Consider the following 25,336-nt stretch of genomic DNA (forward strand, 5'->3'; position numbering starts at 1 on the left):
TGGAAATGATTATAGTGAAAAAAGTATTTGAAAAAGCAAAAGATGCCTTGTTTTTGATTGAAGAAAACAAATGCATCCAGCAAAATAAAGCAGCAATTAAATTAGAAAATGATTACCTGTTTCCTTTAGAAAAAGTTCTGGAAATCGCTAGAGGAGAAGGTTGTATGCTTCATTCTACGATGGAAAAGTGTTTAGATTGTGAAGTGAGAGCCGATTGGGATCAAGCTGCGTTTCCTTTGATTTTGGGAGATTCCAAAGGTAGACAGGAGCAATTCAGTGGTAGTTATACAGTGATCGATCAGAAAAATGCCTTGTTGAGTATTCGTCGTCTAGCCGTTCAGGATCGTCTGCAGCAAGTGATTCAAAATAAACGCTTGATCGAATACGTCAATCAAGCACATGAAAATGAGCGCCGAGCACTTTCTCAAGAACTGCATGACGGATTAGCTCAAAGCATTTATAGTTTGATGTTGGAGACCAGACAGTTAAAATGGAGCAATCAATCAGACAACTTAGCAACTAAATTACAAAAAATCGACGAGGATTTTGTTGCGTTGCTTGGCGAGGTGAAACAACTTGCTATTGATTTACGGCCGACAGCTTTAGATGATTTAGGCTTGATTCCAGCAATCGAAACCTTATTACATCGCTTGACAGAAACAACTGGGGTAGCGATTCATTTTATTCCGATGATCGAAAATAAACGTTTTCCTGATAGTGTGGAAACGATCACTTATCGTGTGTTGCAAGAAAGTGTGATGAATAGTGTTAAGCATGCTTCTGTGGATGAATTGTGGGTAACATTGAGTGAACAAGCCGCTCATTTGATACTGACTGTTCGGGATCATGGAAAAGGCTTTGATCTTCAAAAGGTGAATGAATATAGTCAGGGATTAGGTCTTTTAAATATGCAGGAAAGAGCAGAATCAATCGGTGGTCATTTAATCGTTCATTCGGAAAAATCAGAAGGAACAACAGTGACATTACGGTTGCCTATTCAATGGGAGGAAGTCAAATGAACATCATAATAGCAGATGATCATGCAGTAGTCAGAAGTGGTCTTCGTTTATTACTGGAAAGCCAACAGGATATCACCGTTGTAGGGGATGCGGCAGATGGCACCGAGGCTTTTTTACTCCTTGAAAAATATCCAGTAGATGTTGTCTTGATGGACATGCGGATGCCGCCAGGAGAAAATGGTTTGCAAACAACACGTCGTATCAAAGAGCATTTTGCCGATGTAAAGACGATTATTTTAAGTATGCATGATGAAGAAGAATATGTTCGCACAGCATTAGAATACGGCGCAAAAGGTTACATTCTTAAAAGTTCACAGGATATTGTCTTATTAGAAGCAATCAAGCAAGTAGCTGCTGGAAACATTGCAATCGACCCCTTATTTGGTCCGCATAATAAAGATTATTGGCTAAAAAAAGTTGATAAAGAGGAAAAGGATGAAAAATACAAACGCCTATCAAAAAGAGAACGTGAAGTTTTACCGCTCGTTTCTCTAGGATATAGTAATAAAGAAATCGCGGAACGCTTATTTATTTCCGTTAAAACAGTGGAAGTCCATAAATCCCATGTAATGAAAAAATTAGAATTTGAAACGTTTAGCGAATTACTGCAATATAGTATGAAACATCAATTAATCGACTTATGAGGTGAGAAAAAATGATCGGAATTCTTTATGTCTTTCATGGCAGTCAGAAAGCTGAAAAAAATCAAGCAGCAATGGATTTTATTAATCAATTAAAAACAAAACTCGATCCAACGATCTACCAAGCAACAGCTTTTTTGGAAAATCATTCTGATACAATCCCGAAGGTTGCCGAAGAAATGATCAAAAACAATGTGACGCAAATAATTGTTGTTCCTGTATTATTATTTGCAGCGAAACATGCTTTAGTTGATATCCCAGCTGAAGTTGAGAGAGTAAAAGAGCAATATCCAACTGTTCAATTCAAGCAAACAGAAACCTTCGGCAGTAAAAATGGTAGCCGTCAAGTATTGTTGGAACGATTCCAAGAAGTAGCAGCGGCGTATCCAGATGAGCAACTAGTGGGAATGTTAGTCGCTCATGGAACCAAGCAAACGGATGAACCACAACAAGTATTAACTGAGATTGCAGCCGAAATCCAACAACAAGTCGGTTTTTCCATTATCCCAACAAGTTTGAAAGGGCAGGAAGACTACTTAGAAGATATCAAAAAACAAGTATCAACGGATCAAAAAATAGTGATTGTTCCTTTCTTTTTATTCGATGGACATTTGATTACGATCATGAAAAATAAACTTAACGAAGCATTTCCCAAAACGGATTTTATCATGACAAGAACACTGGAATTTGACCCGCGGATTTTAACCGATTTACAAGGAATTGTGAAAGAGGCTATGACATGTATCCAGTAATGCTTGATTTAACGGGGAAGAAAATCGTGATCATCGGCGGTGGCCGAATCGCATTACGAAAAACCATCGCGATTTTAAGGGCTAAAGGACAGGTGACGCTTGTTGCACCAACTTTTTTAGAGGAATTCAATGAATTAGAAAATATAAAGCGGATTAAAGCAACCTATATGGCTGAGTATATCAAAGAAGCCCATCTAATTTTTGCTTGCACTGATTCCAAAGCCATCAATCAGGAAATCGTCGACGATGCATCTGAATCTCAATGGGTCAATGACTGTAGTCAGAAAGAGAACAGTGATTTTTATAATATGAGTACGATCGAATCTCAAGATTATTTGATTGCGTTATCTTCTTATGGAAAACAGCCAAAAGCCACAAAAAAATTAAGACAATGGTTGATCAGAGTTCTTGAAAAAAGATGAGCAGCTTTGGTATGTACTAAGCTACTTTGCTTATTTTAGCGAAGTAGCTTTTTTGTTGACATTGTTCTTTGGTGCAATGTTAAGATGCAGTTAGATCAATAAAAAAAGGAGTTGAGAGGATGTACAAAATGAAGGATGTAACCAGCGAAATGACTATTCCACTTTCGACGATCAGATATTATGAACGTCAAGGAATTGTTATAGGAAAACGGCAAGAAAATGGCTATCGAATTTTTGATGAAGCAGATAAAATTTTATTAGAGTACTTAATCGTTATGAAGCACGTAGGTTTTTCCATAGAAGAAATGAAAGAATTATTAAATTTTTTGAAGTTTCCAGAAAACGATGAATGCAGTGAACGCTCTGAACAGCTTTTGACTAAAAAAGAAGCTGAAATCAAACAAAAGATCAAACATGAAAAAATGGTTTTAACATTGATCAAAGAATTGAAACCTAAGATCATTGCAAAAGAATATGAACAGTATGAACCAGAAATCAACAAAAAAATCAGCGATATTTATCAAGAAATCAAGCAGTCGAAGTTAGGAGAGAAGTGATGAAAACAACCATTATTTATGCTCATCCATGGGAAGGTAGTTTTAATCATGCCATTTTGAGCAATTTAATAACACGTTTAAAAAACGAGCAAAAAGAATATCAATTAATTGATTTAAATAAAGACCAGTTTAATCCTGTTTTTTCGGAAAAAGATCTCGCCTTATTTTCCAAAGGGGACACAACAGATCCTCTTGTTAAACAGTATCAAAAAATGCTGGGAGAAACGAGCGAGCTATACATTATTGCTCCGACATGGTGGTATGAATTTCCTGCAATCATCAAAGGTTTTTTCGACAAAGTGATGTTGAAAAATAGTGCGTATGATGACTCAGGACTAAGTTTAAAAGGGTTGTTTACTAATATAAAAGAAACGACGATACTCAATACAGGAACAGCGCCCAAGTGGTATCTAACAGTTGTAAAAGGAAATTATGTTAAGTCTGTTTTTATTAAAGGAACACTGAAAGATGTTGGGATTAAAAATGTGAAATGGAAATACATTGATGTAAAGACTGCATCAAAAAACAAAAGAGAACAATTTCTAGCCAATGTTTAAACATTGATCATAGTGAAAATAGCAATCAATTGTCTTAACTAAGAGGAGGAATTTACTTAGTTTAGGACAGTTGATTTTTTTGTTGGAAAAGCAGCATAGCCATCAATTCAAAAAGTATTGGTAAAATAGCCAAGTTATTAGGTAATTCCCTAATAGCCACCATCTGTCATTCTTGCTATTCTAAAAAAGACAAAGCATCGACTAAATTGCTCAAAAAATCACAAAGGAGTGTTTACATAAAATGAAAGAAAAGCTTGTCTTAATTGGAAATGGAATGGCTGGCGTTCGTACGATTGAAGAAATCTTAGATCGTGATCCCGAACGTTATCAAATCACGATCATCGGAGAAGAAAAATACCCAAATTACAACCGGATCATGCTCAGTAATGTTTTACAAAAGAAGATGTCTGTTTCAGAAATCATTACGAATCCAATCGAATGGTATGAAGAAAATCAAATTAAACTAATCAATCATGATCCAGCAGTCAAAATGGATACAGACAATAAAAAAATCATTACACAATCTGGTAAAGAAATTTTCTATGATAAATGCATTCTTGCCACAGGATCTAGAGCGTTTATCTTACCAATTGAAGGCGCTCAACTACCTGGTGTTGTCGGTTTTAGAACAATCGATGACACAGAAAATATGCTTGAAGCCTCTCAAAAATACCAAAAAGCAGTGGTAATTGGTGGCGGATTGCTTGGGCTAGAAGCCGCCAAAGGATTGTTAGATCAAGGAATGGATGTAACAGTTATTCATTTAGAAAAATGGCTGATGGAAACTCAATTAGATGAAAAAGCAGGTAAAATGCTGCAAGCCGATTTAGAAAAACAAGGATTAAAATTTCTAATGGAAAAAGCGACACAAAAAATCCTCGGCGAGACTCGTGTTACTGGTTTAGCTTTTAGTGACGGAACTACAATTGAAACGGATATGGTCGTAATGTCGATCGGGATTCGCTCAGAAACAACACTAGCAAGAACAACAACGATCGAAGTGAACCGTGGAATCGTTGTGGATGACTTTATGAAAACCACTGTTCCAGACGTTTTTGCAGTAGGGGAATGTGCGGAGCATAATGGCAATGTGTATGGGTTAGTTGCGCCCTTATTTGAACAAGGAAAAGTCTTAGCGGATGTGTTGACAGGTAAAGAGGCGAAACCTTATCAAGGTAGTACCACTTTTACTTCGTTAAAAGTATCTGGCTGTGATTTGTATTCAGCTGGGAATATCAGAGAAACAGAAGGGATCAACAGTATTGAAGCTTTTGATGGCATCAATTATACGTATAAAAAGATTTTTGTGAGAGAAAATCAAGTGGTCGGTGTTGTTCTTTATGGCGATACAAGTGAAGGAAATCGGTATTATAATATTTTGAAGAAAAATGAAAGTATTGAAGAATATACGCCTGTCTCTTTACTGCATATGGTTGGTGAAGAAGCGAGTGCGGACGTTAGTGAATGGCCGGATGATGAAGTGATCTGTGGCTGTAACGGTATCGATAAAGGAACCATCATGACGGCAATCAATGAAAAAGACTTGACCTCAGTGGCAGATGTCACGAAACATACTAAAGCAGGCGGTTCTTGCGGAAAATGTAAATCAGTGATCGGAGATGTTTTAGCTTATGCATTAGGTGGAGAAGTAGTGTCTGCACCAACAGGAATTTGTGGTTGTACGGATTTATCCAGAGATCAAATCGTCACACAAATCTATGCGAAAAAATTGACCTCATCAGATGAAGTTTACCGAGAATTGAATTTTACCAATCCAGAAGGGTGTCCTAAGTGTCGACCAGCTGTCAATTTCTATTTAAACGTGGCTTGGCCTAAAGAACATGCGGATGAAAAAGAATCACGTTATGTCAATGAACGTTTATATGCGAATATCCAAAATGACGGTACATTTTCAGTGATTCCAAGAATGCGTGGTGGGAAAACAAATCCACAACAATTGTTACTAATTGCCAAAGTTGCTGAAAAATACGATGTACCGATGGTTAAAGTTACAGGTAGTCAAAGAATTGGGCTATACGGAGTAAAAAAAGAAGACTTGCCAAAAATCTGGGAAGAATTAGACATGAAATCAGCAGGTGCATACGCAAAAGCTGTTCGCTCTGTTAAAACGTGTGTCGGTGCGAACTTCTGTCGTTTTGGTACCCAAGACTCAATGGGGCTTGGGATTAAGTTGGAACAGCGTTATGAATTTATCGATACACCGCACAAATTTAAAATGGGTGTTTCTGCTTGCCCGAGAAGCTGTGTAGAAAGTGGTGTGAAAGATTTTGGTATCATCGGAGTGGATAATGGATTTCAAATTTATGTTGGCGGTAATGGCGGAACGGAAATCAAAGAAGCTGTACTGTTAACAACGGTTGAAACAGAACAAGAAGTGATCGATATTTGTGGGGCAATGCTGCAATATTACCGCGAAACAGGTATTTATGCTGAACGAACTGCACCATGGATCGAACGTATGGGATTTGATGTTGTGAAGGAAGTCTTATTAGATCCCGAAAAACGTCAAGAGCTGTTGTCTGCTTTAGATGAGGCTGTCATAGGACGTCGTGGAAATCCTTGGGACGAAGTTGTAGAGGATAACAATACACGCCAAGAATTATACACAGTAGGGAGAGTATAAAATGGAGAAAATTTTTGTTGGGCAATTAGATGAGTTAGCACCTAGAATGGGCAAAGAAGTGATCGTTTGGGGACAGAAAATCGCTGTTTTTCGTTTAAGCGATGATCGTGTCAAAGCGATTGAAAATATTTGTCCACATAAACAAGGTCCATTAGCTGAAGGAACAGTTTCTGGTGAGTATGTTTTTTGTCCTCTTCATGACTATAAAATCAATTTAAATGATGGGCAAGTTCAAGAACCAGATGAAGGTTGTGTCCGTGCATATGAAACGATTGTCGAAAATGACCTCGTTTATGTCATGGTGTAGTTTATGGGAAACGTTTATTTTGTCGGTGCTGGTTCGGGAGACCCTGAACTATTGACGCTTAAAGGAAAAAGAGTGCTGGAATCAGCGGATGTGATTATTTATGATCGCCTAGTTCATCCAGTGTTGTTATATTTAGCGAAGGATTCAGCACGTTTTATTTACAGTGGAAAGTACCCAAAAAATCATGTGTTGAAACAAAAAAACATTAATCAATTATTGTTAGAAGAAGGGCGTAAAAATCAGATTGTAGTCAGATTAAAAGGTGGAGATCCTGGTATTTTTGGTCGAGTAGGGGAAGAAATCTCCATACTTCAAAGCGAAGGAATCGGCTACGAGATTATTCCCGGGGTTACCGCTGCGTCCGTTGCTAGTAGCTATAGCGGTATTCCCTTAACTCATCGGGCGTACAGTAGTAAAGTGACGTTAGCAACTGCTCATCGTCAAGCTGGCGAAATAATTGATTTTAAAGATCTGACAGATAACGGTACGATGTGTTTATATATGGGCGTTGAAAAAGTGCAGAGTACGCAGAAGAAACTTTTAGAGCAAGATGTTTCGCCACAATTACCGGTGGCAATCGTGGAGTGGGGTAGTTTAGGTCGTCAGCGTACAGTCGCTGCAACGGTTCAAACACTGGTCAAAGCAATCGAAGAACATCAAATTCAAAACCCTTCTCTGATCATTTTAGGAGATGTTGTTTCTTGTCGAAACGGTGCAGATTGGTTTGAACAATTACCGTTATTTGGACACAAAATATTGTTGATCGATACAGAAAAAATCGATTTTGAAATAATCATTTCTTACACACAAAAAGGTGCGGATGTATACGCGATTCAAGTTGGTAAAAATCGTGATCAGCGTTTTGATGAAGTGCATCAGCAGTATTTAAGGGATCACTATTTTGATGAGATAATCTACTTGAATGAAGAATTAACAACAATGTATAAAAAGCAGTGGGATATTTTAAATAAAAAATTTGTTTAGGTGATTTTATGGGTTAGATTCTCGAGAAAAAGATAAAAATTAAATGTGCCAAAGAACGTCATAGTTAATTTTTGCTATTTTTCAGTTGAGACTTATCAAACCCACGGAGCTTTTAAGTAAAGGAGATAAATCTATGAGTTCACTTCAACCACCAGAAATAGTCGATGTGACAATTGACAAAGGGGTTCAGAAAGCGCGCGCTAGCTTTTTGACGTTAGCGGTATTAGGATTTTTAGCAGGTGTTTTTATTGCTGTTGCAGGTATTGCGATGATTCGGGCGATGGGGACAATGCCTAAAGAGTGGGGATCACTTGTTAATGTGATCGGTGCAGCTGTTTTTCCATTTGGATTGATATGTTTATTGCTTGCCGGAGGAGAATTGGTCACAGGGAATATGATGGTTGTTTCGATGGCGTTGTTTGCTAGAAAAATTACTGGAAAAGAATGGTTTCGCAATATTATGATCGTGACGATCTTCAACTTGATTGGTTCTTTATTTGTTGCTTATTTCTTTGGATATTTGAGTGGGGCGTTGCAAGGAGATTTTGCTGAACGGGCGATTCAGGTGTCCCTTGGTCGAACCAAAGATACTTTTTTACAAGGGTTTCTTTCAGGTATTGCCTGTAATTTCTTGGTCAGTACAGCAGTTTATTTAAACTTTGCAGCGAAAGATTTTATTGGTAAGATCGTTGGGATTTTCTTGCCGATCATGGGCTTTGTGATTTGTGGGTTCCAACACGTAGTTGCTAATATGTTTTTGATTCCGATGGGGATTCTTTTAGGAGGCAATACGTGGTCAGCTTTTGGTCAAAATATGGTTAGTGTATATCTAGGCAATATTATTGGCGGCGGCTTTTTTGTAGCTGGGCTTTATTTCTTAGCGTATAAAGTTGGTACAGGGCAGTTGTCAAAAAAATAAAATTCAGTATGATTAGAAGATAAGTAAAGAAAAAAGGAAGTAAGTTGAATGAAAACTGTTCGTGTCGGTACCAGAAATAGTCCTTTAGCGATGAAACAAACAAAGATCGTATTAGATTTATTAAAAGAAGTTCAGGGAGAGTTTCCAGTAGAGATTATCCCAATGACGACTAAAGGAGATCAAATGCTTTCAGTCAGTTTGTCCAAAATCGGAGGAAAGGGATTATTTATCAATGAAGTAGAGCAGGCTTTATTGAAAGGCACGATCGATTTTGCAGTCCATAGTTTAAAAGATATGCCAGCAAAAGTCGCAGATGGATTGACATTAGCCGCGATTCCAGAGAGAACGGATCCTGCTGATTGTTTGATTTTTAGAGAAGTGAGTTCACTAGACGCGTTGCCAATAGGTGCGAGAATCGGAACAAGTAGCTTGCGTCGTGAATTTCACATGAAGAATTTGCGAGCAGATCTTCAAGTCGAATCAATTCGCGGAAATGTCGGCACTCGTTTAAAACGGATGGAAGAACAGGGATTAGATGGTATCGTTCTAGCTGTTGCTGGTTTAAAACGATTGAATTGGTTTGATGTGCCTACTCATCCCTATGTCGTTTTGACAAGCGAGCAATGCATTCCGGCGGTAGGACAAGGTGCGTTAGCTGTAGAATGTCGTAGTCAAGATCAAGAAATGAATGACTTTTTAAGCCCGATTGATGATTTGTTAACAAGAAAATTAGTTATGGAAGAACGAGCTTTTTTAGCAATGCTGAATGGTAATTGTGATATTCCGATTGGTGCCTATGCTGTTCAAGAACAAAATGGTTATCGTTTTTCAGGTTTTTTAGGGGATAAAAAGCTACAGCAGTCATTTACTAAAACTATTGTTGTTCAAGAATTATCAGGTGTTGGAGCGCAAATAGCAGCAGAATTATTAGATGAAATGAATCAGGGATCATTATGAAAAAAATTCTTCTAACACGTCTGCCAGAAGATAATTGCGAGGATTGTTTATATTTTCAAAAAAGAGGATTTGAGACGGTCGAAATCCCTTTGCTTACCTTAAAAAAAAGAGCAGTAGAACATTCATTTGAATCATTGGTAAAGCAGAGTGAATGGGTCTTTTTAACAAGTCAACATGCTGCGGCATTCTTTTTTCAGCAACTAAGAAAAAAAGAGTTTGAAACGAAAAAATTCGCTGTTATTGGTGAGAAGACTGCTCAAATTCTTTTAACAAATAATGTAGTTGTAACGTTTCAAGCGCCTTATCCAACAAAAAAACACTTATTTGAAGCTTTTGCAGCCTGTTATTTAGAACCGACAACGATTCTTTATCCAAAAAGTAATTTAGCAGATAACGCTGGTGAAGCTGGATTAGTAGCAGAGGGACATCAATTGTTTTCACCAATCCTTTACGACAATTATTTTCCAAAAAAAAATCAACAATTACTAAAGGAAGCATTATTGACCCAAAAAATAACGGCAGTTTACCTAGCAAGTCCGTCTTTATGGCATCGATTTTTAGCTGTTTATAGAAAAACTGATTTAAAAGAAATGCCTAAATTATATTGTCTAGGGCAAACCACAAGACAGGCGATTATAAAAGATGGTTTCACCGCAACGTTAAGAAATGAAGCATAGTTGAATGAGGTTGGGACCAAAGTGTTTAACTCAGAGAACCAAGTAGGTATTGTGCAACATCAGTTCATTATATTCACTGTGTTTTACAAGAATTTTAGCCTCTTTCCACTAGGCTTTTTTTTATTGGACAAACTAGTTGACGAAAGTTATAAAACAGGTACAATGAATAGTTCGAAGGCTATACCTATTTTAAACTAGATGGAGGTTTATTATGAGCAGAGAAGTAATTTTATACATTGCGGCAAGTGTTGATGGGTATATTGCGGAAACAGATGGCAGCATTGACTTTTTAGGCGGCGGAATTGAATTAGTGGAAGAAGATACTAGCTATCAAGAATTGATGGGGAAAATCGATACAGTAGTGATGGGGCGAACAACCTATGATCAAGTAGTCAATGAATTATCCCCAGATCAATATCCTTATGAAGAGCAAATGTCGTATATCATTACGAGTCATCCAGATGAAAATACTGAAAAATTGATTTTTACAAGTAAAGGACCTGCAGAATTGATTCAAGAATTAAAAGAACAAGAGGGAGAAGCAATTTGGGTTGTGGGTGGCGCAAGTATTATTGCTCCATTAACGGAAGCAAAGCTGATCGATACGTATATCCTTACAACGATACCGACGATTTTAGGGAAAGGGATTCGTTTGTTTAATGAATTCAATGGACCAGTGAATTTAAAAGTTGAACAAGTCTACGTGAAAAATGACATGGTCTATACAACCTATTCCAATCGAAACCAGTAGAAATTCCTATAAACTATACTAAGTTTAAGAACAACAGCCGTAAAACAGTAGCTTAATATGAACCAACCGAGCGTGGGACAAAACGAAAGATCAGTTTTGTTTCACGCTCTAAATCCGAACAAATGGCGAGAAAAGAACAGATAAAATCTTCCCTTTGACAAGTTGGAAAAAAAGAGCTATTATTAATCTACCAGTTGACTACACATGTAGTTCTTGGAGCTATGTAAAGAAATCAATAAAAAGGAGACTTTTTATGTCAGATAATAAAAAAGTATTAAATATCACTGATGCAGAATGGGAAGTCATGCGTGTTGCCTGGGCCACTAAAGAAACAACTAGTAAAGAAGTGACGGATATTCTTAATGAAAAAACTGAATGGAAGAGCACCACTGTGAAAACGTTACTGAGTCGTTTAGTTGATAAGGGTATGTTAGGAACAACGCGTAATGGTAACAAGTTTACCTATTTTCCTTTAGTAGAAGAACGAAAAAGTATTGAGGCACTTTCTAAGGAGATGTTGACCAAAGTGTGCAGCAAAAAAGTTGGCAGTGTTCTTGAATCAATAATTCATGATAGTATATTGAGCTTTGAGGATATCGATGAGTTAGAAATACTATTGAAAGAAAAACGAAAGTCAGCTGTAAAAGAAGTCCCCTGCAACTGTGTACCTGGACAATGTCAGTGTCACTTAGTTAGTTAAAGCAATACCAATAAAAAAATTACAAGGAGTGTTTACCAATGGAAAAAACAGTAACGATCAACGGAATGAAATGTGATGGTTGTGTGAATATCGTTAAAGAAAATTTCGAAAAAATTTCAGGTGTTCAATCTGCAAGTGTTGATTTAGAGAAAAAATCAGCTTCAGTAACAAGTGATAGAGAAATCTCAAATGATGAATTACAAAATTCATTGTCAGAAACAAAATTTACTGTTGCATAAAAAACTATACAAAAAAAGGGCCTTCTCTGAAAATATTTCAGATGAGGGCTCTTTTTGTACAGTAAAAAAATTGGGCAAAATCAGTTGCTTAATTTTTATCTTGACGATAAACCATCAAATAATTCATAAGCATAACACCGTTGCGGTATTTAACCTTTTGTTCCACTAATTCAAATCCAAGAGATTCAAAAAATGGTTTAGCTGTGATGGAAGAGTATACAGTAAGTTCTTTTGCTCCAGCTTTTAATGCATGATCCATTAAATCTGTAGCCAGCATTTTTCCTATGCCATAACCGATCCATTTTTTATCTACATACAATAAATCAAGTTCACCAGTATCCGTAATATTGCCAAACCCAATAACTTCCATTCGATTCAAAGCGACCATACTATAGCTTGACGAAAGTCTAGCATGCCATTTTTCATAATCAGGTTTTAGTTGAACCCATTGATCGATTTGTTGTTGTGTATAGTCTTTTTTATTGATTGCTTGAACAGTTCCGTTAAATATAGCAAGTATGTTTTCTAAATCAGATTTTTGATATTTTCTCAAACTGAATACAGTCATTATTCCTTCACTCCTATTCATTATGATTAGTTTAATCACATAATAGGAATATGTCAAAGTATAATTGACAGAATATAGTCTTTTTTAGAAAAAATATTCCTCTCTAGTCAAATCCACTAAATTTGTGAGGGGGGTTCTAGAGGATCAAGCAACTTTTTCATTGAAAGAAATGAATAGTAAGTATGAGCTGAGAGGAAAAGTTGAACTATATTCGTTTTCCTAACTTATTCTTATTTTCTTCGAGTATCCTGGATAGTCCGATAGTATTTTTCAGTTAAGCTACTATCTTTATTTGTATAGTAGTACAACTTATCTTTAGTCTTGATTTCTAAAATTGGTTTTTTATCTGTTAAAACAAGTAAATAAGCCGGTTCAGAATTAACCTGAAATTCTCCAGTTAAATAATTTTCTGTTGCTGTTCCGAAAATACGGAGTTTGTCTTTCGGGAGGTTATCAACCAATTTTACGGATTCAATTTCATTCCAAGCAATCTGTTTATGTTGACTTAATGGAGCGGATAATGAGATGCCGTTATGAGTTGTAGTCAATTCAAATGGATTACTCGAAAAATCACTGATCAGCATCGGGATACTTGCTCCAACTAGAGCAACCAAAACTAAAATTCCGGTTAGACCTAAAGTTAATTTTCCAACGGGTCTGCCTAAATTGACAGAGATATTCATCCCAACGCGATCTGGTACCATGATTCTTTTATCATTCGGATTAATATAGATTCCGTATTTCCAGTATTGATCTTCATCACTGTAACGGTATTCCTTCGCTTGTGCAATCAAGTCATCTTGTTTTTTTCTAGAGGAGAATAAATAATAAAAAGTGAAAATGACAAATACAAGTATAAGGATAGTGTAACCAATTGAAAATGCCATCATTTGTTCATAAGGAACTACTAGAGAACTAGTTGGCAAAAAAGCCAAAGGACTCAAAACAAATGCTGAAACAGCCATCAAAACAGACCAATGATGACGCATTTGGTCATTGACCTTTTGATTGATTGTTCCATTGCTTGTGACGGATTTAACTGGAAAACGTGCAATAAAATAATAAAAAAGTAAAAACATTCCCATTATAAGGAGAGAAATAAGGCAAATAAGCCAAGTGCCATTAGACAATCCAAGGGTTGTAAATGCATAAATACAACCTGAAAGAGTAATCAAAATGCTAGGTAAAAACCACCAAACAGAAATCAATTTACGATTTTTATTGGCTACTAACGTTGTATCAACTAAAATTGGGCTTGTTGGTAAAATCCAATTATTTTTGACTTTTACTGTCGTCATTTTACGAATATAGACAACTTGTAAGTAAAAAGAAGCCCCAATCATGCCAATGATCATTACCAGAAAATAGAGCAATGTCAAAGAATCATAAGGAATCAAAACAATCGGCAGAGCGATAATAGTGAAAACTAACGCCAATTGCAGCAATCTTTTTTTGTACGTTCTACTAACCAATAAAACTTGATCATCTTGCAGTTTATCTTTAGGTAAAGTCGTTTCTAAAAGAACATTCTTATGCGGATTTGCAGGAATTCTCCCAGCAAATGCCATTAAAAAGTTGACCCCAACAAGTAATAAATAAAGAAAAAAATTCATTTTCAACACACCTTTTACTGTTCAAATTTTTGATAAATCTGTTTCACTTTTTCTTGTACCATACTTTCTGAAAGTTTGTGAATAGAAGCTTCAGCTAATAAAAGTTCTAACGCTTTTGAAAAACGCTCCTGAAATGGCGGATCAATCGTTTGTTTTTCAGCCACTTTGGTTCCGTTTCTACGATCGGTTAAAATGTAGCCATCATTTTTTAACAACGTATAAGCCTTTGAAACAGTCATCATATTTACACCAATTTCGTCAGCCATTTGTCGAACAGATGGCAAAATTTCTCCAGGCCGCAGCTTATTTGTGGCAATACCAAGAATCAATTGGTTACATATTTGCTGATAAATCGGCATTTGGCTTTGAGTATCTATTTCTAATAACATATTTTCACCTCTTTTTTAATCCTTTGTATTACATATAATAATACAAGTGATGCAAAGAAGCAAATTTATCTTATCAAAAGCTTGAGGGATTGAAGATTCAGGCATATAATAAATAAGGAATAGGATGAATGAAAGGATGAATCAATATGTCAGTAATCGAACCAACAGTAACACAAAAATTTCACGATACCTTTGCGAAAAACAATAAACATAATGCCTTACAACGCGGGGTTGTCAAAAATGGTATTACCGCTTCAGCTCAAAATCAAAGTGCCGAAGTAAATAATGTCCCTGTATTTTCAGTTGACATCACAACTGGAAAAGTAGCAAATCAAAAACAAAGTGGACGTTGCTGGATGTTTGCTGCATTGAATACGTTTAGACATAAAATGATCAACAGTTTTAATTTAAAAGATTTCGAACTTTCTCAAAACTATACATTTTTCTGGGATAAATATGAAAAATCAAATTACTTCTATGAAAATATTATTGCAACAGCGGATCAAGAATTAGACAGTAGAAAAGTAGCTTTCTTATTAGCAACACCTCAACAAGATGGTGGACAATGGGATATGATCGTTTCTCTTTTCCAAAAATATGGCGTCGTGCCGAAAACAGCGATGCCTGAAAGTAGCAATAGCTCAAATTCTCGTGACCTAAACAATTATTTAAACAAAAAATTAAGAAAAGATGCAACAGTTTTACGTGAGTTGATCGCGAGCGGAAAAACAGCTGCAGACGTTCAAACAGCCAAAGAAGCAATGTTAGAAGAAATCTATAACTTTTTAGCAATTTCATTAGGAACACCTCCAGAAACATTTGACTTTGAATATCGTGATGAAGAAAAAAATTATCATCTAGATCAAAATCTAACACCACACTCTTTTTATGAAAAATATGTGGGTGTGAATCTTGATGATTATGTGAGTATAATCAATGCGCCAACAGCTGACAAACCATACAATCAAACGTATACTGTAGAAATGCTTGGAAATGTTGTAGGCGGCAAAGAAGTCAAATATATCAACGTGGATATGACTACATTCAAAAAATTAGCAATTGCTCAATTAGAACAAGGAGAATCTGTTTGGTTTGGTTGCGATGTAGGTCAATCTTCAACAAGAGATAGTGGGATTATGTCTCTAGATGCGTACGACATGAATGATTTATTCGATATCGATTTCACTATGACTAAAGCACAACGTTTGGATTTTGGTGAAAGCCTAATGACTCACGCGATGGTTTTAACTGGTGTTGATATGATCGATGGTGCGTCAACTAAATGGAAAGTAGAAAATAGTTGGGGCGAAAAAGTTGGCGATAAAGGATTCTTTGTGATGAGTGATGCGTGGATGGATGAATATACGTATCAAATCGTTGTTCGTAAAGAACTTTTGTCACCAGAATTACAAGAAATATGGAAACAAGAGCCAACTGTTCTAGCACCTTGGGATCCAATGGGCGCTTTAGCGTAGTAATGGTTTTTGTTTCGTGAAGAAGAGTCCAAAAATTGAAAAAATAAATGCGAGAGCGCGAAATAAAACGAAAGATCAGTTTTGTTTCGCGCTCTAAATCCGAATAAATCGTTTATTTAACGAAACAAAGGAATAGAATAAAACGCATAATAAATGAACTTTAAAAAGGAGTAAAACCAATTTATTTTAACTATATGTAAAATAATTGAGTTAGGTTATTGACTTTTTTTGAATATCAAGGATAATCATAGTTAGAAAGCGCTTTCTTTTTTGTTAGGAGTGAGACAGTGGAAAATAAGAAAACAAGAAATATTAGTTGGATGCTAGCAGCTATCTTTTTGGGATACACGTGTATTTATGTAGATAAAACGACAATTGGTATGTCACTAGTAACGATTGCAAATGATTTAGGCTTTGATCCGCAGCAAAAAGGATTAGTATTGAGTGCTTTTTTTCTAGGATATACGATCTTCCAAATACCGTTTGGCTATTTATCTAATAAGATTGGAACGAGAAAAATGATGATCACCTCCGTTTTTTTAGTAGGAATTTTCCTCTTTTTATTTGGATTCGGCTTTTCTTTATTATATTTGATTTTGATCCGTTTTATGACTGGAGCTGTGGCACATTCTGGTTACCCATCTTCAGTAAGTACGTTTATTTCACAAGAACTGCCTATGGAAAAGCGAGGTCCGGCACAATCCACAATGATTGCATCATCAGGTTTTGCAGCAATCGTAGGTCCATTATTGATTGCCCCGTTATTACTGCAAGTTGGTTGGCATAAGACATATTATTTTTTAGGAGTGGCTGTTTTATTGATTGCCGTTGTAATGTCTTTTGTAATTCCTAAAGATTTTGGGGGAGTAAAAGACCAGTTAAAAAATAAGAATGTTATTTCATTTCGAGAAGTGTTGAAGGACCGAAATGTGTTGATTTTGATTTTTGCAGCATTTTTTATCAATGCTGCGCTATATGGACTCAATGGCTGGATGGCGACATATCTTGTTGAAGCACACGGGTTGGCATTAACCCAAACAGCCTATGTAGCAGCTATTATTGGTTTTTTCACAATGGCTGCAGCTATGTTGGGCGGTCTTATAGTGAATAAATATTTTATTGGAAAAGAGAAAAATGTGATTTTTGTAGCAACGATCGGTGGGGGGCTTTTTTCTGTTCTAGTTTCAATTGTCGGAACATTTTTGATGAGTATGATTGCGTTAACATTCTCTGTGGTTTTTGCTAGTTTAGCATTTGCTACGCTAATGAGTATCCCGGTGAAACTATTTCCATCGGATGAAGTATCTGCAAAATATGCAACGATCAATGCAATTGGTGTATCAGGTGGTTTCGTTGCACCTACGATTATAGGGGCTCTAATCAAACTTTCAAATGGTACTTTCTTCAGTTCCTTTTTATTTATAGGAATTTCATTCGTTGTTGCAGGAGGAATTACCTTACTGGTTCAAAAAAATAACGAATCTTAGTTCAGGATTTTGAAAAAATGGAAAGGTTATGAGAAAATGTTTACAGGAATCACAAGTAAGTTTAAAGTAGGAAATCACTATTAGAATTGAATCCAAGAACTCATTTATTGATAAACTATGATATTCTTGTAGGCGTTTTAACTCATTGCCCTAAGTTGATTGGCACTTAACCATTCTTCAAAATCAGGTAGAAGTTAGTGAGGTGATAGCGCCCGATATTCAGATGTAAAATCGCCATTCTTTAACAAGCGCGTGATCTAAACATTCTCCTTAAATTCTGGCATAATTAAGCACCACAATAGTTTGAATAAAGAAAGAACGGTAATAGTTTTCAATGCCTAAAAAAAGATAGAAGTTAGGTATAATCTAAATTAGATGGAAGAGAATTACGGGAGAGACTAGTCATAGCACCGAAGGAATAAATGATCAGTGGCGCAAACTATTGATTGTGAAGATCTCAGGTAAAAAGGACCGTAATTGGACATCACTCTGGAAAGCGGAAGCACCGAAGGAGCAACTCTTCAATATGAAGACGAATCTCTCAGGTTTTTTACAGAGGAGCAGGCATTTTTTAAAGATGCCTGCTCCTCTGTTTTTATATCGTTATTTTAGTTTGGAGGTGTCTTAGTAAAGAACGAAAAATAAAAAGAAGCAAAGGAGTAGAAAAGATGGATTTAAAAACACCTTTATACGATGCACATCTTAAAGCAGGCGGGAAAATGGTTTCATTTGCTGGCTACATGCTACCTGTCCAATATAAAGATGGCGGTGTGATCAAAGAACATTTAGCCGTTCGAAATCAAGTAGGACTATTCGATGTTTCCCATATGGGGGAAGTTGTTTATGAAGGAAAAGATGCGTTAGCAAATTTGCAGTATGTATTAACAAATGATTTTAGTAATTTGGAAATTGGTCGTGTTAGATACACTTTGATGTGTAACAAAAACGGCGGTGTAATTGATGATTTACTCGTATATAAATGTAGCGCTGAAAAATATTTATTAGTGGTCAATGCAGCAAATAGAGAAAAAGATGTAACTTGGATGAAACAGCACTTATTCGGTGAAGTTGAGTTTTCAGATCAATCAGATCGGTTTGTTCAGATTGCATTACAAGGACCAAATGCCAAAGAAATTATTGGACAACTAACCAAAGAGGAAGAGATTCCTAAAAAGTATTATAGCTTTGTTGAAGACGCTAATGTTGGGAGTGTGTCCTGTATTTTGTCGCGAACAGGCTATACAGGTGAATTTGGATATGAATTATACTGTCGACCAGAAGATGGACTTAAATTATGGGACTTGTTATTAAAATCAGGTCAAAAATATGGCATTATTCCATGCGGATTGGGCGCTCGTGATACGTTACGATTAGAAGCTGGAATGCCGCTTTATGGTCACGAAATGACGGAAGAAATCACGCCACTTGAAACGGATCTGAGCTTTGCTGTCAAAATGAATAAAAAAGAATTCATCGGTAAACAAGCAATCCTTGATAAAGGAGAGCCCAAAATCACTAGAATCGGTCTACAGCTAACAGAAAGAGGAATCGCACGTGAAGGGGCGAATATTTATTTCAATGGTAAAAAAATTGGACAAATAACCTCTGGTACAATGTGTCCGTTTATTAATAAAGCTTGTGCGATGGCTTTAGTTGAAAAAGGCATCGTAGAAATAGGTTCACCTATTGATGTAGAGGTAAGGGGCAAGAAAATTACAGCTGAAGTTGTCGCAATACCGTTTGTAAAAAAATAATTGGAAGAAAAGGAGTCGTTTAATATGGCAAATACAGCAGAAATGAAGTTTTCAAAATCACATGAGTGGGTACTGTTTGATGGAGATAAAGTAAGGATCGGCCTTTCCGATTATGCACAAGATCAGTTAGGGGATATTGTTTTTATTGATTTACCAGATGAAGGCGACGAGGTAATCAAAGGTGAGTCATTTGCTGATATTGAGTCTGTTAAAGCTGTATCAGAAGCATATTCTCCAATCACAGCGACGGTTTCAGCAATCAATGAAGAGTTGATGGATAGTCCAGAACTGATTAATTCAGCACCTTTAGAGTCATGGTTGATCGAGGTGGAAGGAGTCGAAGAAATCGAAGACTTACTGAGCGCTGATGAATACAAGAAATTCTGCGAAGAATCTGAGGAGGCATAAGGAATGGGTAACTATCTTGGATCAACAGAACAACAACAACAAGAAATGCTAAAGACGATCGGCTTAAAAGAGATGAGCGATCTTTATCAAGTTCTTCCAAAGGAAATGATCGTAGAAAAACTAGATATTCCAGCAGGGAAGTCAGAGTTTGAAGTGCGACGTATTTTGGAAAACATGGGGAAGAAGAATAAAGTTTTCTCAAGTATTTTTCGTGGTGCAGGTGCGTATAATCACTATATCCCGGCTATTGTAAAACAAATCTCAGCGAAAGAAGAATTCATGACATCATACACACCTTATCAACCTGAAATCAGTCAAGGCTTATTGCAGTCGATTTTTGAATATCAAACGATGATTTGTGAAATCACTGGAATGGATGCTACGAACGCTTCTGTTTATGATGGTGCAACAGCGGCAGCAGAAGCAATCAATATGTGTTTAGAGAAAAAACGGTTGAAAGTGCTGATTTCAGAAACGACTAATCCCATGACGATCCAAACTGCATTGACCTATTTTAGTTCTAGAGATATTGAATTTATCATGATTCCAGAAAAAGACGGGCTGACCGATTTAGCTGTTTTACAAGAAAAATTAGATGATACAAGTGCTTGTTTCATCGTTCAACAGCCAAATTATTATGGCGGGATCGAGCCTGTGGAAGCGATAGCTGAAATGGTTCACACAGCAAAAGCTAAGTTCATTATGAGCGTGAACCCAGTTGCTAGTACAATTTTGAAAACAGCTGGCGAAGTTAATGCTGATATTGCAGTAGGAGATTCACAACCATTTGGGTTGCCGTTAGCTTTTGGTGGACCCTATATTGGTTTTATTGCTACCAAAGAAAAATTGATTCGAAAATTACCAGGTCGTATCGCTGGAGAAACGGTAGATGAAGCTGGTAACCGTGCGTTCGTTTTAACGTTGCAAGCACGTGAACAGCATATCCGCAGAGAGAAAGCAGCTTCTAATATCTGCTCAAATCAAGCACTTTGCGCGTTAACGAATGCTGTTTACATGAGTACGATGGGTGCACGCGGGATTCAAGAAGTAGCAGAGCAATGTTATAGTAAAGCACACTATTTTGCTGATCAATTAAGTCAAATCAATGGCGTAAAACGAAATAATGAGAACCCTTTTTTCCATGAATTCGTTACAACATTTCCAGTAGCAACTGAATCTATACTAGCTAAATTAGAAGAACATGATATTTTAGGTGGTTATCCTACAGAGCAAGGGTTATTATGGTGTGTTACAGAAATGAATACTAAAGAACAAATAGATGAAGCCGTTGAATTGGTGAAGGAGGTATGTGTTCAATGAAATTGATTTTTGAACGTAGCGTAGAAGGATATTATAATGAAATGATTTCACCTTGTGATGTGCCGACTACCGATCTCCCAGAAGAACTAAAACGTCAAACAGAACTGAATCTACCTTCACTTCCTCAACCGGAAATCAGCCGTCATTACACAGAATTAGCCAATGCAACTTTTGGAATCAATAATGGATTTTACCCACTGGGCTCATGTACGATGAAATATAATCCTAAAATAAACGACGAAATGGCCGCTTTTCCAGCTTTCGCTGCTATTCATCCATTGCAGCCGGAACATACTGTTCAAGGATCACTAGAAGTTTTTACCATGACAGAAATGCTGCTAAAAGAAATTACTGGAATGAATGCGATTACTTTTCAACCAGCAGCTGGAGCTCATGGGGAGTTTACGAGTTTATTGATGATCAAAGCATATCATGAAAAAAATGGTCAGGGGCAAAGAAATAAAATTATTGTACCTGATTCTGCTCACGGAACAAATCCTGCAAGTGTGGCGATGACTGGCATGACTACGGTCAACATTCCTTCCGATAAATACGGATGTGTCGATATCGAGGCCTTAAAAGCTGCAGTTGGAGAAGACACGGCCGGCTTGATGCTGACAAACCCTAATACAGCAGGGATTTTTGATAAAAATATTTTAGAAATCACAAAAATCGTTCATGATGCTGGTGGGTTGAATTATTATGATGGTGCAAATTTAAATGCCATTATGGGTGTTGCACGTCCGGGAGATATGGGGTTTGATATCATTCATTTAAATTTACACAAAACTTTTTCAACTCCGCATGGCGGCGGTGGACCAGGGTCTGGCGCTGTAGGGTGTAAAACTTTATTAAAACCATTTTTACCTAATTATTATCCAGTCAAAGAAGGTTCGCAAATCACTTTTACCAAACCGGAGTATTCAATTGGGATGGTTAAAGGATTTTATGGTCAGTTTTCGGTGTTCTTGCGGGCATTGACTTATATCTTATTTCTAGGATCAGAGGGGATCTCATCAGCTTCTAAAAGTGCAGTGTTGAACGCTAATTATATGCTCCATGAATTAAAAGATATTTTTGAAGTGCCATATGGTGAATCTTGTATGCATGAGTTTGTTATGAGTTTAGATAAATTGAAGAAAGAAACAGGTGTTTCAGCATTAGATGTAGCTAAAGGAATTCTGGATCATAATATGTATCCACCAACAATGTATTTCCCACTGACGGTGCCAGAAGCGTTAATGGTAGAACCTCCTGAAACTGAGTCAAAAGAACGAATGGATGATGCAATTGCAGTTTACCGTAAGCTTTATGAAGAGGCACATAAAAATCCAGAAGCCTTTCATGCTTACCCATTACACGCGCAAATCCATCGAGTAGACGAAGTAAGAGCGGCTAGACATCCAATTGTTCGGTATGATTTTAAAGCGAATTAAGGAGAGGAGAATAAAAAGGTGAAGTATGATTTGATTGTGGTCGGTGCGGGTCCAGGTGGTTATGTTGCGGCAATCAAAGCAGCTCAGTTGGGCATGAAAGTAGCGCTTGTTGAAAATGATCGTGTTGGTGGTACTTGTTTAAATAAAGGGTGTATTCCAACTAAAACATTATTACATTCGGCTGAAACAGTCCGTGAAATCAAAAACGCTAGCGAAAATGGTATCAAGGTCAGTAATCTTCAAATCAATATGGAAGAACTCTATGCGAAGAAAAATAAAGTCGTCGATAATCTAGTTCAAGGAATTGAAGGCTTAGTCAAAGCAAATAAAATCGAATTGATTTTTGGGAAAGCTCAAGTTATCAAAGCAGGTGTAATCAAAATAGATGAAACTACTTACGAGACCAAAAAAATCATGATTGCGACAGGTTCCACCCCAACTATTCCACCGATCCCAGGAATTGATCTACCAGGCGTATTAACGAGCAATGAACTTTTAACAGAACCAAATGATTATAAAAAAATGACTATTATCGGCGGTGGCGTGATCGGTGTAGAGTTTGCTATGATTTTTAATGAGTTGGGCTGTGAAGTAACGATTATTGAAACGGCGGCTACATTATTACCGAATTTTGATAATGAGATTTCAAAGAAATTAGCGTTGGTTTTGAAGAAACAAGGCATCAAAGTGGTTACAAAGGCCGTTGTTACAACTATTTTTAGAGATCAGTATTTGACATGTACTTACACTACCAAAGGGAAAGAAAATACTGTAGAAGCTGATGCAATTTTGATTGCTACAGGTCGGAAATCAAATTTTGAAGGGGTTTTTGCACCAGAGTTGAATGTGAAAATTGAAAATCAAAGCATTTGGGTTGATGATTATTTTGAAACATCCATCAAAGGTATTTATGCGATTGGAGATGTAGCGAGTCGTGGCATACAACTCGCACATTTGGCTTCTGCTCAAGGTGTGAATGCTGTTTTAGCAATGAATCAACTTCCTGTTGAGTATGACTTAAATGTTGTTCCTTCTTGTGTCTATACAACACCGGAAATCGCGTCTGTTGGTATCACAGAAACTAGGGCAAAAGATCAAAACAGTTCAGTAATAGTCGGCAAATACAATATGGCAGGCAATGGGAAGACGATGATTGCAGGGGCTTCTTTAGGCTTTATCAAAGTCATTGCAGATGCACAGAGCAAAAAAATTATTGGCGCACAGTTGATGTGTGATCGAGCAACGGACATGATCAGTGAGTTTACAACTGCGATTGTTAATGGATTAACGATTAATGAAGTGACTGCCATCATTCATCCGCATCCAACTTATAATGAAGGTATAGGAGAAGCGTATGAGAATCTTCAAGGTCTTGGAATCCACACAATTCCTAAAAAATAAAAAAATAGGACCAATAATCTGAAATCTTTGGTACTATAATAAGAGAAGCTTCTTATCCGTTAGTTTTGTTTGTATTATTGGTTTTTACAATGGCATCAGAAGCTACTAGCTTTAAATGAAAAGGAGAAAAATAATGCTGACAGAAAATCAAAAGAGATTTGCCGATAGCTTAGAAGACGAACTGATTCAAATTAGAAGACATCTTCATCAAAATCCAGAAATCGGTATGAAGTTGCCAAATACGGTTGCTTTTGTAAAAGAGAAGCTCACAGAGTATGGTTATGAGCCACATCCTTGTGGAGAATCAGGTATCACAGTTATCGCTGGTAAAAAGACTGGGAAAACATTTTTACTGCGAGGGGATATGGATGCACTACCGATTCGTGAATTAACTGATCTTCCGTTTAAATCTGAAAATGGCTATATGCATGCATGTGGTCATGATATGCATACAACGATGTTACTTGGAGCCGCTAAACTTTTAAAAAATTTCGAAGATGAACTTGAGGGTCAAGTAAAATTACTATTTCAACCAGGTGAAGAAATTCTTTCTGGCTCAAAAGACTGTATCGATAATCATGTATTGGAAAATCCTAAAGTAGATGCAGGGATGATGATCCACGTTTTTCCTTTTAAAGGATATAAAGCCGGACAAATCATGCCGACACCAGTTGGAACTTTTATGGCCAGTGCTGACTGGTTTGAAATCAATATCAAAGGACGAGGTGGGCACGGCTCTCAACCAGAGACATCGATCGATCCAATCAACGTAGCCGTTCATATTTATACAGCCTTACAAGAACTTTCAGCGAGAGAAATCGGTTCAGAAGAACGTTTTGTACTAACGATCGGTGAGTTTACTGGAGGTACCCCAGGTGCTTCGAATATTATTCCAGAAACAACCGTGATGAAAGGGACACTACGTACCTTAAAAGAAGATGTTCGTACACAAGTCAAAGAACGAATGACAGTCATGGCAGAAAATATTGCGAAAGCGTTTCGCGCCGAAGCGGAAGTGATCTTCACCAATGGTTGTACAACGAATGTGAATGATCCACAGTTGACGGCTTTTACGAAAGAATCATTAACAGAAACCTTCGGAGCTGAACGAATTGTTGCTATTCCAACATCAACTCCTCTTATGGGGAGTGAAGATTTTGGTGAGATCAGTCAATTGATTCCAACAACGACCGTTCTATTGGTGGCATCAGAAGAAAATATCAATCTTCACAATCCAGCGATTATTTTTGATGAATCAGTCTTAGTCGAGGGAACGAAAGTTTACGCAGATACAGCAATGTCCTGGTTGAAAAAAGACTAAAATTCGTGATACTTTTTAATAAAAAACGGGTAATGAAG

26 protein-coding genes and 1 riboswitch are annotated in these 25,336 nt (G+C 36.8%); of the genes, 23 read left to right on the forward strand and 3 right to left on the reverse strand.

All coding sequences use genetic code 11. The features are described 5' to 3' along the window. The first annotated feature begins 5 nt into the window (after positions 1 to 5). From I583_RS01435 to I583_RS01510, 15 genes are all read left to right on the forward strand, one after another. A complete protein-coding gene (locus I583_RS01435) occupies positions 6 to 1,019 on the forward strand; it encodes a sensor histidine kinase (RefSeq protein ID WP_244264857.1) in 1,014 nt (337 codons plus the stop codon). Beyond that, on the forward strand, positions 1,016 to 1,663 hold the full coding sequence (locus tag I583_RS01440) for a response regulator transcription factor (RefSeq protein ID WP_010762770.1): 648 nt from the start codon (positions 1,016 to 1,018) through the stop codon (positions 1,661 to 1,663). The genes I583_RS01435 and I583_RS01440 overlap by 4 nt, the downstream gene beginning before the upstream one ends. 11 nt (positions 1,664 to 1,674) lie before the next feature. Continuing rightward, the gene (locus I583_RS01445; RefSeq protein WP_010762771.1) at positions 1,675 to 2,412 is read left to right on the forward strand and encodes a sirohydrochlorin chelatase; all 738 of its coding nucleotides are present in this window, start codon (positions 1,675 to 1,677) and stop codon (positions 2,410 to 2,412) included. After that, positions 2,400 to 2,834, forward strand: a complete 435-nt coding sequence (locus I583_RS01450) for a precorrin-2 dehydrogenase/sirohydrochlorin ferrochelatase family protein (protein WP_010762772.1) — start codon at positions 2,400 to 2,402, stop codon at positions 2,832 to 2,834. The genes I583_RS01445 and I583_RS01450 overlap by 13 nt, the downstream gene beginning before the upstream one ends. A gap of 119 nt (positions 2,835 to 2,953) precedes the next feature. Then, complete coding sequence (locus I583_RS01455; RefSeq protein WP_010762773.1) at positions 2,954 to 3,391, forward strand: MerR family transcriptional regulator; 438 nt, start codon at positions 2,954 to 2,956, stop codon at positions 3,389 to 3,391. Further along, positions 3,391 to 3,948, forward strand: a complete 558-nt coding sequence (locus I583_RS01460; RefSeq protein WP_010762774.1) for an NAD(P)H-dependent oxidoreductase — start codon at positions 3,391 to 3,393, stop codon at positions 3,946 to 3,948. Before I583_RS01455 ends, I583_RS01460 begins: the two co-directional genes overlap by 1 nt. Positions 3,949 to 4,189: 241 nt before the next feature. Further along, a complete protein-coding gene (nirB, locus tag I583_RS01465) occupies positions 4,190 to 6,592 on the forward strand; it encodes a nitrite reductase large subunit NirB (RefSeq protein WP_010762775.1) in 2,403 nt (800 codons plus the stop codon). Position 6,593: 1 nt separating this feature from the next. Then, positions 6,594 to 6,899: a nitrite reductase small subunit NirD gene (gene nirD, locus I583_RS01470; RefSeq protein WP_010762776.1), complete on the forward strand. Its 306-nt coding sequence runs from the start codon at positions 6,594 to 6,596 to the stop codon at positions 6,897 to 6,899. A gap of 3 nt (positions 6,900 to 6,902) precedes the next feature. Continuing rightward, on the forward strand, positions 6,903 to 7,883 hold the full coding sequence (cobA, locus tag I583_RS01475) for a uroporphyrinogen-III C-methyltransferase (RefSeq protein ID WP_010762777.1): 981 nt from the start codon (positions 6,903 to 6,905) through the stop codon (positions 7,881 to 7,883). Between the two features lie 133 nt (positions 7,884 to 8,016). Continuing rightward, positions 8,017 to 8,802: a formate/nitrite transporter family protein gene (locus tag I583_RS01480; RefSeq protein ID WP_010762778.1), complete on the forward strand. Its 786-nt coding sequence runs from the start codon at positions 8,017 to 8,019 to the stop codon at positions 8,800 to 8,802. A gap of 48 nt (positions 8,803 to 8,850) precedes the next feature. Then, positions 8,851 to 9,759: a hydroxymethylbilane synthase gene (gene hemC, locus I583_RS01485; RefSeq protein ID WP_010762779.1), complete on the forward strand. Its 909-nt coding sequence runs from the start codon at positions 8,851 to 8,853 to the stop codon at positions 9,757 to 9,759. Next, the gene (locus I583_RS01490; RefSeq protein ID WP_010762780.1) at positions 9,756 to 10,436 is read left to right on the forward strand and encodes a uroporphyrinogen-III synthase; all 681 of its coding nucleotides are present in this window, start codon (positions 9,756 to 9,758) and stop codon (positions 10,434 to 10,436) included. Before hemC ends, I583_RS01490 begins: the two co-directional genes overlap by 4 nt. A 211-nt stretch (positions 10,437 to 10,647) precedes the next feature. Further along, positions 10,648 to 11,187 (forward strand): dihydrofolate reductase family protein, encoded by a 540-nt coding sequence (locus tag I583_RS01500; RefSeq protein ID WP_010762781.1) that lies wholly within the window; start codon positions 10,648 to 10,650, stop codon positions 11,185 to 11,187. Between the two features lie 253 nt (positions 11,188 to 11,440). Further along, complete coding sequence (locus tag I583_RS01505) at positions 11,441 to 11,887, forward strand: CopY/TcrY family copper transport repressor (RefSeq protein ID WP_010762782.1); 447 nt, start codon at positions 11,441 to 11,443, stop codon at positions 11,885 to 11,887. A gap of 38 nt (positions 11,888 to 11,925) precedes the next feature. Continuing rightward, positions 11,926 to 12,126: a heavy-metal-associated domain-containing protein gene (locus I583_RS01510; protein WP_010762783.1), complete on the forward strand. Its 201-nt coding sequence runs from the start codon at positions 11,926 to 11,928 to the stop codon at positions 12,124 to 12,126. 88 nt (positions 12,127 to 12,214) lie between these two features. On the opposite strand, the gene I583_RS01515 is transcribed toward I583_RS01510, so the two are convergent. The 3 genes from I583_RS01515 to I583_RS01525 form a co-directional block, all read right to left on the reverse strand. After that, positions 12,215 to 12,694 carry a GNAT family N-acetyltransferase gene (locus I583_RS01515; protein WP_010762784.1) on the reverse strand — a complete coding sequence of 160 codons (480 nt, stop codon included), beginning with the start codon at positions 12,692 to 12,694 and terminating at the stop codon, positions 12,215 to 12,217. Positions 12,695 to 12,924: 230 nt separating this feature from the next. After that, positions 12,925 to 14,307, reverse strand: coding sequence for a DUF5808 domain-containing protein (locus I583_RS01520; protein WP_010762785.1), 1,383 nt, complete (start codon positions 14,305 to 14,307; stop codon positions 12,925 to 12,927). A 14-nt stretch (positions 14,308 to 14,321) separates the two neighbouring features. Continuing rightward, positions 14,322 to 14,696 (reverse strand): GntR family transcriptional regulator, encoded by a 375-nt coding sequence (locus I583_RS01525; RefSeq protein ID WP_010762786.1) that lies wholly within the window; start codon positions 14,694 to 14,696, stop codon positions 14,322 to 14,324. A 146-nt stretch (positions 14,697 to 14,842) separates the two neighbouring features. Here I583_RS01525 and I583_RS01530 point away from each other — a divergent pair, with 146 nt between their 5' ends. From I583_RS01530 to I583_RS01565, 8 genes are all read left to right on the forward strand, one after another. Then, positions 14,843 to 16,171 carry a C1 family peptidase gene (locus tag I583_RS01530; RefSeq protein WP_010762787.1) on the forward strand — a complete coding sequence of 443 codons (1,329 nt, stop codon included), beginning with the start codon at positions 14,843 to 14,845 and terminating at the stop codon, positions 16,169 to 16,171. A gap of 287 nt (positions 16,172 to 16,458) precedes the next feature. Continuing rightward, positions 16,459 to 17,658, forward strand: a complete 1,200-nt coding sequence (locus tag I583_RS01535) for an MFS transporter (RefSeq protein WP_010762788.1) — start codon at positions 16,459 to 16,461, stop codon at positions 17,656 to 17,658. Positions 17,659 to 18,037: 379 nt separating this feature from the next. Continuing rightward, positions 18,038 to 18,142, forward strand: a riboswitch (glycine riboswitch). A gap of 184 nt (positions 18,143 to 18,326) precedes the next feature. Next, positions 18,327 to 19,412 (forward strand): glycine cleavage system aminomethyltransferase GcvT, encoded by a 1,086-nt coding sequence (gcvT, locus tag I583_RS01540; protein WP_010762789.1) that lies wholly within the window; start codon positions 18,327 to 18,329, stop codon positions 19,410 to 19,412. A 24-nt stretch (positions 19,413 to 19,436) separates the two neighbouring features. Beyond that, positions 19,437 to 19,820 carry a glycine cleavage system protein GcvH gene (gene gcvH / locus I583_RS01545; protein ID WP_010762790.1) on the forward strand — a complete coding sequence of 128 codons (384 nt, stop codon included), beginning with the start codon at positions 19,437 to 19,439 and terminating at the stop codon, positions 19,818 to 19,820. 3 nt (positions 19,821 to 19,823) lie between these two features. Further along, the gene (gene gcvPA / locus I583_RS01550; RefSeq protein ID WP_010762791.1) at positions 19,824 to 21,140 is read left to right on the forward strand and encodes an aminomethyl-transferring glycine dehydrogenase subunit GcvPA; all 1,317 of its coding nucleotides are present in this window, start codon (positions 19,824 to 19,826) and stop codon (positions 21,138 to 21,140) included. Beyond that, the gene (gene gcvPB, locus I583_RS01555; protein ID WP_010762792.1) at positions 21,137 to 22,576 is read left to right on the forward strand and encodes an aminomethyl-transferring glycine dehydrogenase subunit GcvPB; all 1,440 of its coding nucleotides are present in this window, start codon (positions 21,137 to 21,139) and stop codon (positions 22,574 to 22,576) included. Before gcvPA ends, gcvPB begins: the two co-directional genes overlap by 4 nt. 18 nt (positions 22,577 to 22,594) lie before the next feature. After that, positions 22,595 to 23,977 carry a dihydrolipoyl dehydrogenase gene (gene lpdA / locus I583_RS01560; protein WP_010762793.1) on the forward strand — a complete coding sequence of 461 codons (1,383 nt, stop codon included), beginning with the start codon at positions 22,595 to 22,597 and terminating at the stop codon, positions 23,975 to 23,977. A gap of 133 nt (positions 23,978 to 24,110) precedes the next feature. Further along, positions 24,111 to 25,298, forward strand: a complete 1,188-nt coding sequence (locus I583_RS01565) for a M20 metallopeptidase family protein (protein WP_010762794.1) — start codon at positions 24,111 to 24,113, stop codon at positions 25,296 to 25,298. The last annotated feature ends 38 nt before the right edge of the window (positions 25,299 to 25,336 follow it).

Origin of the sequence: Enterococcus haemoperoxidus ATCC BAA-382, assembly GCF_000407165.1 — a bacterium.
GTDB lineage: Bacteria > Bacillota > Bacilli > Lactobacillales > Enterococcaceae > Enterococcus_L > Enterococcus_L haemoperoxidus.